This is a genomic window from Oceanobacillus sp. FSL W7-1309 (assembly GCF_038002145.1).
GTDB lineage: Bacteria > Bacillota > Bacilli > Bacillales > Amphibacillaceae > Oceanobacillus > Oceanobacillus profundus.
On sequence record NZ_JBBOBX010000001.1, the window covers coordinates 1,911,890 to 1,928,562 of the forward strand.

Sequence of the window (16,673 nt, forward strand, 5' to 3'; positions counted from 1 at the left end):
GGTCCTTTTTATCCTCCTTTTGAACACATACTGTAACGCAAATGAATAGGAGGAATGAATTTGAACGAATCGATACGTATAAAAGGTGCGCGTGAGCACAACCTGAAAAATATTTCATTGGATATTCCAAAGCACAAGTTTGTTGTTTTAACTGGTCCTTCCGGGTCAGGAAAATCTACACTGGCATTGGACACGCTCCAACGGGAATGCCAACGACAATACATGGAATCAATGGGAATGGTTACAGACGGAATAAGTAAACCGAAAGTCGACTCTATGATTGGGCTTTCCCCATCAATCAGTGTTGGACAGCATGTCACGAATCGAAACCCTCGCTCAACCGTTGGAACCGTAACAGATATGTATACCTACCTGCGCCTGATTTACGAAAAGTTAGGAGAGCGCCCTTGCCAGAATTGCCAATATATGATTTTACCAACTATCGATAAAGAAGAATATAACGAAGAAACAGGGTTTAAGCAATTTATTCATTGTCCGCATTGTGATCATCGCTTGGAGAAATTAACACGGTCTCATTTCTCTTATAATAAGCCGGAGGGTGCTTGTGAGACATGTGATGGTCTTGGTAAAGTTTCTGAAATTCATCTCGACTCGGTATTTGATCAGGAGCTTAGCTTAAAAGAGGGTGGAGTTAAAATTTGGACAGGGGCATATGGAGATTATCTAAGAGATATCGTAAAAAATGCTGCTGCTTATTATGGAATCACTTTAGATGAAAACTCAGCCTTAAAAGAATTGGATGATGTCGCTCGTGATTTACTCTATTACGGAGTAGAAGATGAGAAGTTCACTACTCACTTTCCGGATGTAAAGCCACCAAAAACCGTTGCTAAAGGGAAATTCGAGGGTGTTCTAACTGGAATGTGGAGAAGGTACATTGAAAAGGGTGGAAATTCAGGAGAAGCCGAGTTGTTCTTTTCGAATCAATGTCCAGACTGTAAGGGGAAAAGGCTAAAGAAAGAGATGAGAGAAGTGCTTGTAGCAAATACATCGATCACGAATGTATCAAGTTTTCCTTTAGAAGATATGCAAACATGGTTAACGGATCTTCATGCATCGCTATCCCACGAAGCAGAAGAGGTTGTAGAAACATTTTTACTAGACTTGATCGAGAAGGTTACCCGAATTATTAATGTTGGTTTAGGCTATTTATCATTAGATCGCCAAACGATATCGCTATCAGGTGGGGAAGCGCAGCGACTTCGATTGGCCTCGATTATTGGTTCTGGATTAACTGGTGTACTTTACATTCTAGATGAACCGACAGCTGGGCTGCATCCAAAGGATACAAAAGGTCTCGTACGTGTAATGAAACAGTTACGTGATTTAGGAAATACCGTTCTTGTAATCGAGCATGATGCAGATGTGATGCGTGAAGCTGACCATATTATTGATATGGGACCTGGTGCTGGCAACCGTGGTGGAACCGTAGTTGGTGAAGGCAGCTTAGAGGAGCTAATGAGTCAAGAGAAGTCAATTACTGGGGCTTACCTAAAAGAAGGTCGTCAAGAAGCAAGGCAACGTCGTGAAGGAACAGGACAGTATTTAACAGTTCATCATGCGACAAAACATAATTTAAAAGATATTACTGTATCCTTTCCCTTAGGTAAATTTGTCTCTGTAACAGGTGTATCGGGATCTGGGAAATCAACGTTAGTCTTTGACTTGCTTGCTTCATTTGAAACGGGTGTATATAACGGCTGTCAGAAAGTTTCTGGTCATGAGAATATTGAACGAGTCATCACGGTGAATCAATCACCGCTTAGTCGAATGCAGCGTTCCAATATTGCTACGTATACAGACGTCTTTACACCATTACGCAACCTTTTTGCAAGCTTACCGGAAGCCAAGGAAAGAAAGCTTAAGCCAAAAGATTTTTCATTCAATACAGTTGGAGGAAGATGTGAACATTGCCAAGGACTTGGATTTGTAACAACCAATATGCATTTCCTTCCAGACCTTGAGGTGCAATGTCCAGTATGCCGTGGCAACAGATTTAAAGAAACCATATTAGAAGTAACATATAAAGGCTATTCAATTACGCAGCTGCTTGATATGTCGATTGAAGAGAGTTTGCCACTTTTTGAAGGGCAAAAGAAGATATTCCAAGTAACACAGCTTTTATGTGAAATTGGACTCGGCTATTTAAATTGGGGCCAATCCGTTAAAACACTATCTGGTGGGGAAGGACAACGACTCAAACTGGCAAAGGAATTAAATAAACCGTCGAATAAATCGACACTCTACCTATTGGACGAGCCATCGACAGGCTTGCACCCCAGTGATGTTAAAAGACTGCTGCTTTTATTAAACCGGCTTGTAGACGCCGGGAACACGGTCATTATTGTGGAGCATAATAGTGATGTTATTCGTGAATCAGACTGGGTGATTGATCTTGGTCCGGAAGGTGGTAATGCTGGTGGACTACTTGTAGCTGAGGGAACACCTGAATCGATTTCAAAAGTAGAAAAATCTCATACAGCAGCATTTTTGTAAAGATGCTAACGACAAAATTGAAAGTAGTTTCTCCATTGTAAACTTATATAGATTTTTTCCGATTCGCTCTTGAACCTCCAGTTACGTGAGGTCTTATAATAAGAATATGTTTATATGAGGGAGGAATTGTTATGGGGGAAATTAACAGGTATTCCATTGGAGAGTTTTCAGAAAAGACAGGGGTATCGATTCGTACGTTACATTACTATGATGAAATCGGTCTTTTACAACCTGAAAAACATCCATCATCGGGTCACCGTATATACAAACATCAAGATATTCTTACCCTGCAAAAAATTGTCAGTCTAAAGTTTCTAGGTTACAGCTTAGAAAAAATCACGAATTTATTACATCAATCGATTATTACTGTTGACTTAAATGAGACATTAGCCCTTCAGTTAGAAGTATTAAAAAAAGATAAAGAGCGAATCGAGCAGTCCATGACAACTATTCAGAGGGTCATTAAGGTACTTGAAGAAGAAGGAGGAGTGGATAGTGCCATTTTATTCAGCCTTATTCATAGTATGCAAACGGAAAGTATACAGAATGAATGGCTGGAAAGGCACAATCTTACGGTAGTGGTTGAGAAGTTGTCCAAGAAAACGGAAAAGGAGAAAATCACCTTAGATAAAACCTTTATACAGATGGCTAAAGAGGTTAAAAAATTATATGGAAAACCTATACAGGATCAAGAAGTGCAAAAAATGATTAAAGCCTTTATAGAAGCTTCATTTGAATTTCTTGGTGATGATTTAGTGCAGCAGCTAGCCGATGCTGAAGTAGAAGAACTGGATATTCAAGAGTTAGAAAATCTAGCCCCTTCTCCTTTCACAGAAGATGAACAGAAATGGCTTAATCAAGCGATGGAATATTATATGAAAGAAGCAGGGATGGAATAGAAATGCTGTTTCGATTTGTCGCGCATTAACGGTCTGTAATACCCCCATCCCTAAACCGAAGGCAACCAAAACGTGTGAAGATGGGGGAAAACAGTCCGTAAATTCCTGATTCTGCCCAGCTAACACTCCGTGGGGGCAAAAGGGCCCCACTGAATGGAGTTTCACTTTATTAAAAGGGATAAAAAACAGTATAAAATCAGATTGCTATATTTCTATTTTAGAAAAAAAAGAAAGTAATTCGTTATAAAAGCAGGATTGCAGAGTCTGTGCTATAGTATTGAATGGTACAATAGTAGGAGGACTAAGGGGGCTTTTCCCCGTTTATAATTAAAATGCAATGACAGGAGTTTTCAAATGGAAAAATCACAAAAAAATGGAATTAAACCGTTTATATCTTTAATTGTTTCTGCAAAAATCCCAAAAGCAGCATTAACATTCGGTCTAATTGGGAGTCTGATTACAACACTTGTCGGATTGACTATTCCGATATTAACGAGAGAGCTAGTAGATGGCTTCTCTGTCGCTTCGCTAAGCGCAACACTCGTTATTGCTATTCTTGCGGTGTTTATTATTCAAGCAGTAATCGATGGGCTATCCACCTATTTACTCGCTGCAGTTGGACAAAAAATCGTTGCAAGACTGCGTCAGATGATGTGGCTCAAGCTGATCCGTTTGCCAGTTAGCTATTTTGATAAACAAGCAAGTGGGGAATCTGTTAGTCGCGTCATTAATGATACAGGGATTGTGAAACATTTAATATCACAGCATTTCCCGCAATTTATTACTGGTCTTATTTCGATTATTGGTGCAGTAGTAATTTTATTTATTATGGACTGGAAAATGACATTAATGATGCTTATCGCTGTTCCAGTTACCGTAGCAATCATGATTCCTTTAGGTACTAGGATGGCAAAGATCTCAAAGAACTTGCAGGATGAGACTGCAACCTTTAATGGTAAAATTCAACAAACAATCAGTGAAATCCGTTTAATGAAGGCATCTACAGCGGAACAAGCTGAAGCAACAAAAGGAATTACTGGAATTGGAAAACTATTAAGCTATGGACTGAAAGAGGCTCGTATCTTTGCTTTAATCGGACCATTCATGTATACCATTGTCATGTTCGTTATTGTTGTCATTATTGGTTATGGTGGAATCCGTGTTGCAGAAGGAACGATGTCCACAGGTTCACTTGTTGCGTTTTTACTGTATTTATTCCAAATCATTTTTCCAATTACGACTTTTGCAATGTTTTTCACAGAATTGCAAAAGGCAAAAGGTGCTACGGAGCGGATTATTGAGATTTTGGAAATTCCAGAGGAAGCCGGTCAAGAAGGTAAAGATAAAGATATTGCGAACCAACCGATCGCTGTTTCGAACGTGTCATTTGCATATAGTGATGACGAACCGGTTATTAAAAATGTTACTTTCGAGGCACTTCCTGGTGAAATGATCGCTTTTGCAGGACCGAGTGGTGGTGGAAAGACAACCTTATTCGGATTGATTGAACGATATTATGAGCCAACAACAGGAGAGGTACGAATTGGCGATACGCCAATCCAAGAATTGTCACTTGCATCATGGCGCAGCCAAATTGGTTATGTTTCACAGGAAAGTGCCATGATGGCTGGAACAATCCGGGAGAATTTAACTTATGGACTAAGTGATGCAACGGATATTTCCGAGGAGCGTTTATGGGAAGTTGCCAAAATGGCTTATGCCGATCAATTTATTGAAACATTTGCAAAAGGCTTGGACACAGAAGTAGGGGAGCGCGGTGTGAAATTATCTGGTGGACAGCGGCAGCGAATTAATATCGCCAGAGCTTTCTTGCGTGATCCTAAGATTTTAATGCTAGATGAAGCAACGGCGAGCTTAGATAGCCAATCAGAGCATGCTGTCCAAGAAGCGTTAACACGATTAATGGAAGGCCGTACAACATTCGTCATTGCCCACAGGTTATCAACAATTGTTGATGCAGATAAGATTATTTTTATTGAAAAAGGGCAAGTAACAGGAATGGGTACACATCAGGAATTAACAGCATCGCATTCGCTTTATCGTGAATTTGCGGAGCAGCAGCTGACGTAGAAAGTAAGAAAACCACTGGTTCAAGTAGGACCAGTGGTTTTTTGATTACATTTATTTACGTGTTATAAGTTGAAACTTAATCAAAAACATTAGATGGTGAGTAATTCCGTACAATATTAATAATTTGTTTTCCATCACTGGCGTGCTTTTCAGAGTATTGCACAGGGAAAAGTGAAAAGAACATATAGTATATAGTAAAGTAACCAAACTGATAGAAAAATTGTGCCTCAGGCAACCAGCCTATTATAATAAACAGATTGACTAAGAGAATAGAAATTAGGTTTAATAATACTCCTCCAGCATGAACGAGAATATGTGTTAAACGCGTATTTTTTTTTAAGGATTCATAATGACAATAAGAATCTAAAAAATAATATCGATTCACTTGAATGGTGCCTAGTTTGAATAACAATTTTCCTCTACCTAGAATTATTTCGGATCTCCCTCCAAATAAAAGTGCCATTAAATAATGACCTAATTGGTGAATCAATGATACTAAAGGAAGCAATACAAAGAAAGCCCAAAATGCAGTTATTAAATCATTCCATTCGAACATCATCTCAGCTCCATTTCTACACTAGACTAATATCCGATTTTTTCGTTTTTAAACCGTGCTTTTATTTTAAATTAGTTTATATTAAGATTAGGTGATTTATATAGACTTGTACGGTAATGGGGGGATGTATAAAATGAACCATGAAGAATTAAAGGCCTTCATGACATTAAGTGCTTTGTCAGCTACTTGTGGCATTGTCATCATTTTATTTAGTGGATCAATTGGGACGGTTATAGCGGATAGTTGGCTAGCAGCTCAAGGTAGTGCTGACACCTTTATTTACGAATTTAAGATGAAATCTAATACGACGAACTTTTTGGTTATCGGAAGCATCTTTCTAGGAGTTGGTCTTGCTTCAGTCTTCTTTACGTATTATCAGGTGCTTCGGATGAAAGGTTGATCATTTAACAGAATGAGAGGTGAGTAGTCAAGCTCCCATTCTGTTCCAACAAACTATTCTTTTTTCCTTCGTTTAAAAATAGCTACAGAAAGGATGAAGCTTATTATCAATAGAGATCCAAACCAAAGAATTGTGAACCAAGCATTGTTACCAATTGGTGTTCCGATAAGAAGTCCTCGTAGCGTTTCAATCAGTGGAGTCATCGGCTGGTTGTCTGCGAAAGTGTGGAGCCAAGTAGGCATTGTCTCTGTTGGTACAAAAGCACTACTAACATATGGCAGGAATAGCATCGGAAATGTAGCTGCATTTGCTGTTTCTACGCTTTTTGTGATTAAACCAATGGCTACAAATAGCCAGTTGAGAGAGAACATAAATAGAGACAACAGGCCAATAATACCAAGCCATTCTGTAAATCCAGCATTCGGTCGAAATCCTATGAGCATTGCAACAAGAAAGATGACAGTTGTAGCAATCGCATTACGAACGAACCCTCCAGTAACGTGACCGACCATCAAGGAAGAAGGGAGAAGAGCCATGCTGCGAAGACGCTCAAATAAACCACCGACCATGTCCTGTGTAACACTTATTGCTATAAGCGAACTTCCAAATCCTGCACATGTGATAATTACTCCTGGAACAACATAATTAACATATTCTGTTCCAGTCTCAATAGCTCCCCCAAAAATGTAGACAAACATGACCATGATCGCGACTGGTAGCCCGATAGCCATTAATAGGGACTCTGGTTCACGGAAAATATGCTTTAAGCTTCGCTGTGACATTGTCCAGCCATCTGATAGTGCCCAATAAAGTTTTGATTTACGCATGGACGGATCGCCCCCTTCTTTTTCGACTTGTTATATCTATAAAAACATCATCAAGTGTTGGTTTGCGGAAGTTGATGGAGCTAGGTTCGATTCCATGCTCATGTAATGTGTTGAGTAGATTGCGCAAATTTTCTGGTGAACCGTTTTGAATGGAAATACTACGCTCTTTTTCATTTGCTTGCGCTTGTAAAAGTTTTGAAGCGAGTTGAAATACCTCCAAATCATCAAAGGTTAATTCTAGCTTTTCATCACCAATCATTCGCTTTAGTTCTTCAGCAGTTCCTTCTTCTACGATCTTTCCATTATCAATAACAGCAATTTTATCCGCAAGCTGATCAGCTTCCTCCAAGTATTGGGTTGTTAAAAAGATAGTTACGCCGTCCTCGGAAAGCTGTTGAATCAGGTTCCACATATTCCTCCGGCTGCGTGGGTCTAGTCCTGTTGTAGGCTCATCTAGGAAAATAACTTGTGGAGAGACAAGCAGGCTAATTGCAATATCAAGCCTTCTACGCATCCCGCCGGAATAGGTTTTTACACTTTTTTTTGCGGCATTTACTAACTCGAATTGTTTTAGCAGTTCGGATGTACGCTTCTTCACCGCATCACGATTCAAGTGATTTAAACGCCCCATCATCATTAGGTTTTCTTCACCTGTCAGCAATTCATCTACTGAAGCATACTGACCTGTCAAACTAATCTGCTGTCTCACAGATTCAGGTTCACGATGGGTATTGTATCCAGCGATTGTAGCAATACCACTATCGGCTTGGATTAATGTTGCTAAAATACGTACAGTTGTGGTCTTACCAGCGCCATTTTCCCCAAGCAATGCAAATATTGATCCCCGCTCTACTTTAAAATTTAGGCCATCTAAAACAATGTGTTTTCCATAGGATTTCTTTAAGTTTTGAACAGAAATAATGTCACCCTTCATTTTATCACCCCTTATTGATTGACTTAATCAGTCAATTTAAAGTCAAAAATATTGACTGGTTCTTTGATTGATTAAACCAGTCAATATAAAGGTATAATGAATCCCCTCGTTTGTCAACAATAAATTTTGATGTCAAATGGAGGGGAGATGAATAAGGGGTTAACGTGTCGTAATCATCCGCAAGAAAATAGCGATTTTACGGTCCATATTTTCCTGCCAATAATCGGGGTCATCTGCTATTACCCCAGAAATAATGGTTAGAAATAATCCAACCAGCTCTTCCGGATCTTCTTGAATGATTTCGCCAGCTGCTTGTCCTTCAATAAAAATGGGAATGAAAAATTCAATATACATCATCCCAACTTTTTTTGTGAAATCTAGTATATGAGTAGGAACACCTTCTGTATGCTCTAGGTGTTGAATAATACGAAATATATCACTGCTTTCATACTTGCTTGATGAGAGGGCGAATTTTGTAAAGTCACGTATTTTTTCTGTCGGAGTAATCGCCATCTCAGATAGCTTGTTAAGATATTTCTTCGTTTCATTTAACTCCATTGCCCATTCCAGACTTTCGTATAACACTTCTTCCTTGGATTTAAAATAGTGATAAACTAAGCCATGACTAATTCCAGCTTCCTTTGCAATTAAACTGATTTTTGTTAGTTTAAAGCCATTTGCTGCAAAGACTCTAAGCGCAGCTCGCATAATTTGTATTTTACGTTCATTTCGGATATTTTCTAATTGGTCTTCGTTTAAAGGCGCCATACCTATCAGCTCCCTAAAGTATTGGTATCATGATTTTACCACATCGCAGTAAAAAGACTAAGCAGAACTGTTTTTGCTTAGCCTACCTCAGCGATTTGTTTTGCGATCCTTGACGGCTTGCTGACCAACAAGACCGATAATTAAAATGATAACCGAAATAATGCTATAGTCTTGAAAGAAGCTCGTAAACGGAATATCTAAAAAGAGGAAGATTGCTGTTAGAATTCGACCAAGTAACAGTATTAATCCGATAACGGTCATCCAATCAAATAATCGCTTTAACATATATGAACTAGCCCCCCTTACTATCTGTTAATGGAAAAGAAGGTTCAACGAATGAACATCTTCAGATATACTTTCAATATGCTATACTACGTCTAAGTGCATAAAGATTTTTCATGGTTAACCATACTTTTTAAGAACGGATTCTATGCTTAATATAACATGAATCAGCTGATGGGGTTGCCTCAATTCGTCAAATTCGGAATAGTAAAGTTAGGATGAAGGAGTGAAATTATGGAGACGTGGGATGTTTACGACAAGGACAGAAAGCTGACAGATAAGCAAATGAATCGTGGGGATACATTCGGACAAGATGCGTACCATTTAGTGATTCATGTCTGTCTATTTAATCAACTTGGAGAAATGCTGATTCAACAGCGACACCCCAATAAGGAAGATTGGAAGAACATGTGGGATATTACCGTAGGAGGCAGTGCGAAAACAGGTGAAACGAGTCAACAAGCTGCGGAAAGAGAAGTAAAAGAAGAAATTGGTTATACCCTTGACCTTCAAAATATGCGTCCTTCTCTAACTGTAAACTTTGAATATGGATTTGATGATTATTACCTTATTGAAACCGATTTAAACATCAAAAACCTTACACTGCCGACTGAAGAAGTGAAACAGGTAAGGTGGGCGTCGAAAAATGAGATCATCAATATGATTTCAGAAGGCTTATTTATTCCTTATCATGAACCGCTAATTGCATTATTGTTTGATATGAGATTCAACTTGGGAGCGCACAATCAAAGATTAGGCTCCTAGTAGAAAGAGTAAAAATGCGTAATGCATGTACTAAAGCTGAAAAGGGGTTGGTATTCATGTCTCATACATTATCCATAAAGCATCTAACAATCGGAGAAGGTGCTCCGAAAATTTGTGTTCCATTAGTTGGTAAAACGCATGCAGAATTAATTGAAGAGACAAAGCTCTTAATGTCTTTGGATGTGGATTTAGTGGAATGGCGTGTTGATTTTTTGGAGATGGTAGAAGACATTGAGCAAGTTAAATCGGTACTAATCGATATTCGAGAAAGATTAAAAGATATTCCTTTAATCTTTACGTTTCGTAGTGCAAAAGAGGGCGGAGAAAAGGAACTATCATCTGGCGCTTACATAGCATTAAATAAAACAATAATTGAAACGGGACTAATCGATATTGTTGATGTTGAGTTGTATAATGATGAACAAACTGTGAAAACGCTTATACATAGTGCACATGAAAATCAAGTTTATGTTATTCTTTCCAACCATGATTTTGAAAAAACGCCACCAAAAGAAGAAATTGTAAATCGCCTAAAAAGAGCGCAGGAGCTCGGAGGAGATCTTCCTAAAATTGCAGTAATGCCGAAAAACGCTAGAGATGTCTTAATTTTATTAGAAGCGACTAACGAAATGAAGGAATGTTACGCGAATCGGCCAATTATTACGATGTCGATGGCAGGAAATGGAGTAATTAGCCGCTTGGCAGGAGAATTATTCGGTTCTGCAATCACATTTGGAGCAGCAGAAAAGGCATCTGCACCCGGGCAGATTGCAATTCATGAATTACGATTGATATTAAATGTCATTCATAAAAATTTATAGTTTGTAATAAAAACTCTTTTCGATTTAAGGAAAGAGTTTTTTTATGAACAAAATTACTATCGCACCGTGGCAGATCTTCGTTCCAGGTTCCCTAAGGCGACAGCGAAGTCACCAATTGGGCGATTGGATCATATAAACATATTACCTATAAAAGTTTCCTTAAGGAAAAATAATATACTATCACAAAAACACTTGACAATAGCTAATAATAAGATTAAATTTATAAATAACAAATAAAGTTTACCTAGGTAAAAATAAAGGGGAGGATACAAAATGGGAGGATTTACTCAAAAGATATGGGGTCTTGCACTATTTGCGATGATTATTCTGCTTGCTGCATGTAATTCGGATGGTGGAGCGTCAGGTGAAACAAATGGATCAGGAGAGGAAAAGATAAAGGTTCTAACAACGATTGCTCAGATAGGAGAACCATTATCCGAAATAGGGGGGGATCGTGTAGAAGTTGAAAGTCTAATGGGACCATCAGTGGATCCGCATCTATATAACCCAACACAAAGCGATATTGCAAAGGTGGATGAAGCAGAGGTTATTTTTTATAATGGCTTGAATTTAGAAGTGAACATGGTAAAAGTATTTGACTCGATCGGTGATTCTAAACCAGTTCTGGCAATTGGAGATAGTCTTTCAGAAGATGCTTTATTACATGATGAGGACGGTGCGATTGATCCACATATCTGGTTTGATCTAGATTTATGGGAAGCGGCGCTGGATGCTGCGGTAGAAGAGCTGAAGGCATACTCACCAGAGGATGCGGATTACTTTGAGGAAAATAAAACGCAATATTTTGCTGAATTGGAAGAATTAAAGCAAGAAGCGGAGAAGCTAGCGGATATTCCGGAAAGTGGACGCGTTCTTGTGACAGCACATGATGCATTCGGGTATTTTGGTAGAATGCATGACATGGAGGTAATAGGTCTTCAAGGTTTGAGTACGGAAGATGAAATTGGGATTTCTGATATTAACGATACAATTGCAACTATTAAAGAATATCAGGTTCCTGCTATATTCGTAGAGAGCAGTATTAATTCAAGTTCTATTGAGGCTGTAATCGAAGGTGCTAAAAGTGAAGGGGTAGACGTTGAGTTAGGTGGAGAACTATTCTCTGATGCAATGGGTTCACCTGGAAGTGAAGAGGGCACATATATTGGAATGTACCGTCATAATATGAATACAATTTATGATGCATTAACTGGAGGAGCTGAGTAACGTGGCAACACCAATTTTACAGGTAGAAAATTTATCCGCTTCATACCGGAAAAACACGGTCCTTCACGATATTAATTTTGAAGTGAACGGCGGTTCCTTAACAGGAATTGTTGGACCGAATGGAGCGGGGAAATCAACACTATTAAAAACGATATTAAATCTTCATCCCTCATTGACAGGATCTGTAAAATTTTTCGGTCTTCCATTTATAAAAGCCAAAAAACGGATTGGGTATGTGCCGCAACGAGGTTCTGTCGACTGGGATTTTCCAACGGATGCACTTGATGTCGTGACAATGGGACTGTATGGTAAAATTGGATGGTTGAGGAGACCATCCCGTTTGCATAAAGAAAGAGCATATGAGGCATTGGACAAAATGGGGATGGCAGATTATGCGAATCGGCAAATTAGCCAGCTTTCTGGTGGTCAGCAACAACGCGTCTTTTTAGCCCGAGCTTTAGTACAGGATGCTGACTTTTATTTCATGGACGAACCGCTTGCTGGTGTAGATGCTGCTACAGAGCGAGCAATCATGACAATTTTAAAAGAGCTGAAAGCAATTGGTAAGACCGTTATGGTTGTACATCATGATTTGCAAACGGTAGAAGATTACTTTGATCATGTTTTATTACTAAATCGTACCGTCATTAAACATGGAAAAACAGAGCAGATTTTTACAAGAGAAAATATCGCCAATACCTATGGAGGAAATATGCGCTGGATGGGAGAGGAACAACGTCATGCTGTCCATTCTATTGAATAGTAATACAGGGTGGGTTCTATTGAGTACGATGACCCTAGGTATTGCTGCTGGGACAATTGGTTGTATGGCTTATTGGAAAAGACAAAATCTGATGAGTGATGCATTATCACATGCTGCATTGCCAGGAGTCGTTATTGCCTTTCTCCTTATTGGTGAGAAAAATCTGCTTATACTTATTATTGGAGCTGCAATCAGCGCTTTAATTGGTGCATTTTTAATCCAATGGATTACGACAGCGAGTCGGATTTCGGAGGATTCCGCAATGGGAATGGTTTTAGCTATCTTCTACGGCTTTGGTATCATGCTTTTAACAATAGCTAACCGGTCTGCTGGGGGAAACCAGAGTGGGCTAGACGGCTTTATTTATGGGCAGGCTGCAGCGATGGTTCGAACAGATGTTATAACGATGCTGGTATTAGCGCTCATTGTTGTTTTTATTGTATTTATTGGATTTAAAGAATGGAAGCTTTATCTCTTTGACGGGCAGTTCGCTAAAGGAATTGGACTATCACTTAAAGGCATGAATACATTGTATACGGCAGTGCTGGTTACAACCATTGTAATTGGGATTCAAGCTGTTGGTGTTATTTTAATGGCGGCGATGTTAATTATTCCAGCAGTAAGTGCTCGCTATTGGACACAGTCCTTTAAGATAATGATTCTGTTGTCTGCTATATTTGGTGGACTAGCGGGAGCAGCAGGTACATTAATCAGTGCTTTAGGAAGCGGACTGCCTACTGGTCCGTTTATTGTAGTGGTAGGTGCTGGATTTTTTGTTGTATCGCTCATCTTTGGGAAAGAAAAAGGTATACTAATCCATTATTTGCAATTTAAGTTGCACCAAAGGAATCAGCAATCAAATACTCAAACACTGAAGCAGGAGGGGTGAGGAAATGACATATACAGCATGGATTATTTTAACTGCTGCTCTGGTAGGACTTTCCTGTGGTGTGATTGGTGTTTTTCTTATATTAAGGAAGACAGCGATGATGGCAGATGCAATTAGTCACACAGTTTTATTAGGGATTGTAATTGCCTATATTGTTACACGTGAAGTTAGTGGGACAGCGATGCTAATTGGAGGGATATTGGCAGGGGTTTTTACAGCTTTTCTAGTACAATGGCTGCATTCATTGCGGGTACAGCATGATGCAGCAATGGGAATTGTTTTTACAACTTTATTTGCAATTGGTGTAATATTAATTGCTACTTCAGTTGGAAATGCACACCTAGATGTACAGCATGCGTTAATGGGTGAAATTACATTTATTCCGTTTCATATGATTACATTACCATTTATTGGCGCAATTCCCGAAGCGACAGCGTTGTTATTGCTAGTGCTATCAGTTATTCTCTTTTTTATCATCGCTTTTTATAAAGAATGGAAAATCACATCCTTTGATCCAGCCTTAGCGGCAAGCCTTGGGATACCAGTAATACTCATGCATTATCTTTTTATGGGCCTTGTATCCGTCACAACGGTTGCTTCATTTGATGCTGTGGGGGCGATTATGGTTGTTGCGATGCTCATTACACCTGCTGCCTCTGCATATTTATGGACAGATAAGCTTTCGTTCATGCTTGTGCTCAGTGGCTCATTTGGGGTAGTTTCCGCAGTGACCGGTTACTATATTGCAGCCTGGATTGATACATCGATTTCAGGCTCTATGGCATTCGCAACTGGGTTGGTATTTATGATAAGCTTTATTTTTTCACCGAAACACGGCTTGATCGCAAAACGCGTGCGGCCAGCTGAAACAATGTAAAAGAGGTGCACCTTTTAGGGCACCTCTTTTCGTTTGAAAAGCTAATCGTTCGTTACTGTCAAAAGGACGACAATATGATCTGCCTGTATTGGTTAGTACTCGAAAAAACGATATTGCTGCTCAGTATTAGACAGTTTATGTGCAGGATTTAACCAATTGTTGCTAACCTATTTAGCCCGCTCCGGCCGGCTATCCGAATTGGTTTAGCTCCCCGTCTCTAATAAGGCTCTGCGTCATGTCCCTTATCAATTGCTTCTTTTACTGCTTTTCCAGCATCTTTCGCACCAAGTGGATGTATTTCTTCAGCAGATTCCATCATCGTTGAACTTGTTTGTTTACTGGCTTCAGCTATTCCTTCACGTAACCGGCGCCCATATTCTTCATCTGCTTGCTCCGCTAATGCAATCATCCTGTCTTGAATTTCCTTTTGACAGGTTGAAAGATCACCAACAAGATTGGAAATTAATTCGTCTTTTTCCCATTGTTCAAATCTGCGATAGGTTTCGCCTGCTTGTTTTGTATTATCGTTTCGGTCAATTGATTCGCGAACGAGGTTACCCTCAATCTTTGGAGTATATTCTTTTCCTGCTTGCTTTGCTTCTTTCAAACCGCCTAGGCTGGATGGCTCATAATTCACATGTGGATTCTGGCCAGGCGCTTTATCATTGTGATAGCGAAGTTGTCCACCCTCTTGGTTCGTCGCAACTCGTTTTTGGGGAGCATTAATTGGAAGCTGTAAATGGTTTGCTCCTACGCGATAGCGCTGTGTATCAGAGTAAGAAAATGTACGCCCTTGCAACATTTTATCGTCCGAAAAGTCAAGTCCATCAACGAGGACCCCAGTTCCGAAAGAGACTTGTTCAACTTCATTAAAGTAGTTTTCTGGGTTTTTATTTAGCACCATTTTTCCAACCGGCAGCCATGGGAACTGATCCTCAGGCCACAGTTTCGTATCATCAAGCGGGTCAAAGTCTAATTCAGGATGTGGTCCATCTTCCATAATCTGTACAAACATTTCCCACTCTGGGTAATCGCCCTTTTCAATGGATTCATATAAATCCTGTGTGGCGTGGTTGAAGTTCTTGCCTTGTATTTCTTGCGCTTCTTTTGCCGTTAAATTTTTGATTCCTTGCTTTGGCTCCCAATGGTATTTTACAAGAACGGCTTTACCTTCTGCATTTACCCATTTATAGGTGTTTACACCAGAGCCTTGCATCATTCGATAGTTTGCTGGAATTCCCCATGGAGAATATATAAAGGTCACCATATGAAAGGATTCTGGTGAATTGGAGCAAAAATCAAAGAAACGCTCACTATCCTGGATATTTGTTACAGGGTCTGGTCGAAAGGCATGGATCATGTCTGGGAATTTCATGGCATCGCGGATAAAGAAAATCTTGATATTGTTCCCAACTAAATCCCAGTTCCCGTCTTCTGTGTAAAACTTCACTGCAAACCCACGGGGGTCGCGAACTGTTTCTGGAGAGTGCAGACCATGTACTACTGTTGAAAAACGAACGAAGACAGGAGTTTGCTTTCCTTTTTCTTGGAAAACTTTCGCACGTGTATAGTTGGAAACAGGGTCATCTCCAACATTTCCATACGTTTCAAAGTAGCCATGTGCACCAGCTCCGCGAGCATGAACAATTCGTTCAGGAACCTTTTCACGGTCAAAGTGACTGATTTTTTCAATAAAGTCATAGTTTTCAAGTGTGGCTGGTCCACGATTACCAACAGTTCGGATGTTTTGGTTATTTGTGACAGGATGGCCTTGGCGAGTTGTTAACGTATCATCATGTTCAATATTTGTCTGTAAATTTTCATTTGATGGATCTTTATCCATTGATTATCTCCCTTTCTTTATGTTTTTCCAAATAAAGCTTAACCATCTATAGCGTGCCCGGTTATTCTAAAAATAATCGGACATTTATAGGATTTAAGATGTTAAAGAAACAACACACTTCTGAGTAGACCTAGTTGCCCCATAAGTCAAATAGTAATGAATATCCGTATTAAAAGTGAATGCTAGAGCGATAACGTTAAATTTATAGTCATAT

Annotated in this window: 16 protein-coding genes; 10 read left to right on the plus strand and 6 right to left on the minus strand. The window is 39.4% G+C overall.

Going from position 1 to position 16,673, the window contains the following annotated elements; genetic code table 11:
* Nucleotides 1–60 precede the first annotated feature (60 nt).
* The 3 genes from uvrA to NST46_RS09050 all read left to right on the plus strand — a co-directional run bounded on the left by uvrA (nt 61) and on the right by NST46_RS09050 (nt 5,507).
* The gene (gene uvrA, locus NST46_RS09040) at nt 61–2,517 is read left to right on the plus strand and encodes an excinuclease ABC subunit UvrA (protein WP_095312041.1); all 2,457 of its coding nucleotides are present in this window, start codon (nt 61–63) and stop codon (nt 2,515–2,517) included.
* Nucleotides 2,518–2,648: 131 nt separating this feature from the next.
* The gene (locus NST46_RS09045) at nt 2,649–3,416 is read left to right on the plus strand and encodes a MerR family transcriptional regulator (protein WP_095312043.1); all 768 of its coding nucleotides are present in this window, start codon (nt 2,649–2,651) and stop codon (nt 3,414–3,416) included.
* 354 nt (nt 3,417–3,770) lie between these two features.
* Nucleotides 3,771–5,507 carry an ABC transporter ATP-binding protein gene (locus NST46_RS09050; RefSeq protein ID WP_341137077.1) on the plus strand — a complete coding sequence of 579 codons (1,737 nt, stop codon included), beginning with the start codon at nt 3,771–3,773 and terminating at the stop codon, nt 5,505–5,507.
* A 76-nt stretch (nt 5,508–5,583) separates the two neighbouring features.
* Here the strand turns inward: NST46_RS09050 and NST46_RS09055 are convergent, their stop codons facing one another.
* A complete protein-coding gene (locus tag NST46_RS09055) occupies nt 5,584–6,063 on the minus strand; it encodes a hypothetical protein (protein WP_095312047.1) in 480 nt (159 codons plus the stop codon).
* Nucleotides 6,064–6,196: 133 nt separating this feature from the next.
* Between NST46_RS09055 and NST46_RS09060 the strand changes: the two genes are divergently transcribed.
* Nucleotides 6,197–6,463, plus strand: coding sequence for a hypothetical protein (locus tag NST46_RS09060; RefSeq protein WP_341137078.1), 267 nt, complete (start codon nt 6,197–6,199; stop codon nt 6,461–6,463).
* Nucleotides 6,464–6,516: 53 nt separating this feature from the next.
* Here NST46_RS09060 and NST46_RS09065 read toward each other — a convergent pair whose 3' ends face one another.
* The 4 genes from NST46_RS09065 to NST46_RS09080 all read right to left on the minus strand — a co-directional run bounded on the left by NST46_RS09065 (nt 6,517) and on the right by NST46_RS09080 (nt 9,277).
* Entirely contained in the window at nt 6,517–7,290 is a 774-nt protein-coding gene (locus NST46_RS09065; protein WP_095312051.1) for an ABC transporter permease, read from the minus strand.
* On the minus strand, nt 7,283–8,224 hold the full coding sequence (locus NST46_RS09070) for an ATP-binding cassette domain-containing protein (protein WP_118889249.1): 942 nt from the start codon (nt 8,222–8,224) through the stop codon (nt 7,283–7,285). Before NST46_RS09070 ends, NST46_RS09065 begins: the two co-directional genes overlap by 8 nt.
* 159 nt (nt 8,225–8,383) lie before the next feature.
* Complete coding sequence (locus tag NST46_RS09075) at nt 8,384–8,992, minus strand: TetR/AcrR family transcriptional regulator (RefSeq protein WP_118889248.1); 609 nt, start codon at nt 8,990–8,992, stop codon at nt 8,384–8,386.
* Between the two features lie 87 nt (nt 8,993–9,079).
* The gene (locus NST46_RS09080) at nt 9,080–9,277 is read right to left on the minus strand and encodes a hypothetical protein (RefSeq protein ID WP_118889247.1); all 198 of its coding nucleotides are present in this window, start codon (nt 9,275–9,277) and stop codon (nt 9,080–9,082) included.
* 231 nt (nt 9,278–9,508) lie between these two features.
* Between NST46_RS09080 and NST46_RS09085 the strand changes: the two genes are divergently transcribed.
* The 6 genes from NST46_RS09085 to NST46_RS09110 all read left to right on the plus strand — a co-directional run bounded on the left by NST46_RS09085 (nt 9,509) and on the right by NST46_RS09110 (nt 14,616).
* The gene (locus NST46_RS09085; RefSeq protein WP_118889246.1) at nt 9,509–10,039 is read left to right on the plus strand and encodes an NUDIX hydrolase; all 531 of its coding nucleotides are present in this window, start codon (nt 9,509–9,511) and stop codon (nt 10,037–10,039) included.
* 56 nt (nt 10,040–10,095) lie between these two features.
* Nucleotides 10,096–10,860 carry a type I 3-dehydroquinate dehydratase gene (gene aroD / locus NST46_RS09090; RefSeq protein WP_095312061.1) on the plus strand — a complete coding sequence of 255 codons (765 nt, stop codon included), beginning with the start codon at nt 10,096–10,098 and terminating at the stop codon, nt 10,858–10,860.
* Between the two features lie 273 nt (nt 10,861–11,133).
* Nucleotides 11,134–12,087 carry a metal ABC transporter solute-binding protein, Zn/Mn family gene (locus NST46_RS09095; RefSeq protein WP_095312063.1) on the plus strand — a complete coding sequence of 318 codons (954 nt, stop codon included), beginning with the start codon at nt 11,134–11,136 and terminating at the stop codon, nt 12,085–12,087.
* 1 nt (nt 12,088) lies between these two features.
* Nucleotides 12,089–12,850: a metal ABC transporter ATP-binding protein gene (locus NST46_RS09100; RefSeq protein ID WP_341137079.1), complete on the plus strand. Its 762-nt coding sequence runs from the start codon at nt 12,089–12,091 to the stop codon at nt 12,848–12,850.
* The gene (locus tag NST46_RS09105; RefSeq protein WP_095312068.1) at nt 12,828–13,739 is read left to right on the plus strand and encodes a metal ABC transporter permease; all 912 of its coding nucleotides are present in this window, start codon (nt 12,828–12,830) and stop codon (nt 13,737–13,739) included. The genes NST46_RS09100 and NST46_RS09105 overlap by 23 nt, the downstream gene beginning before the upstream one ends.
* A gap of 4 nt (nt 13,740–13,743) precedes the next feature.
* Nucleotides 13,744–14,616, plus strand: a complete 873-nt coding sequence (locus NST46_RS09110; protein WP_341137080.1) for a metal ABC transporter permease — start codon at nt 13,744–13,746, stop codon at nt 14,614–14,616.
* 217 nt (nt 14,617–14,833) lie between these two features.
* On the opposite strand, the gene NST46_RS09115 is transcribed toward NST46_RS09110, so the two are convergent.
* Nucleotides 14,834–16,459, minus strand: a complete 1,626-nt coding sequence (locus NST46_RS09115) for a catalase (protein WP_118889242.1) — start codon at nt 16,457–16,459, stop codon at nt 14,834–14,836.
* Nucleotides 16,460–16,673 lie beyond the last annotated feature (214 nt).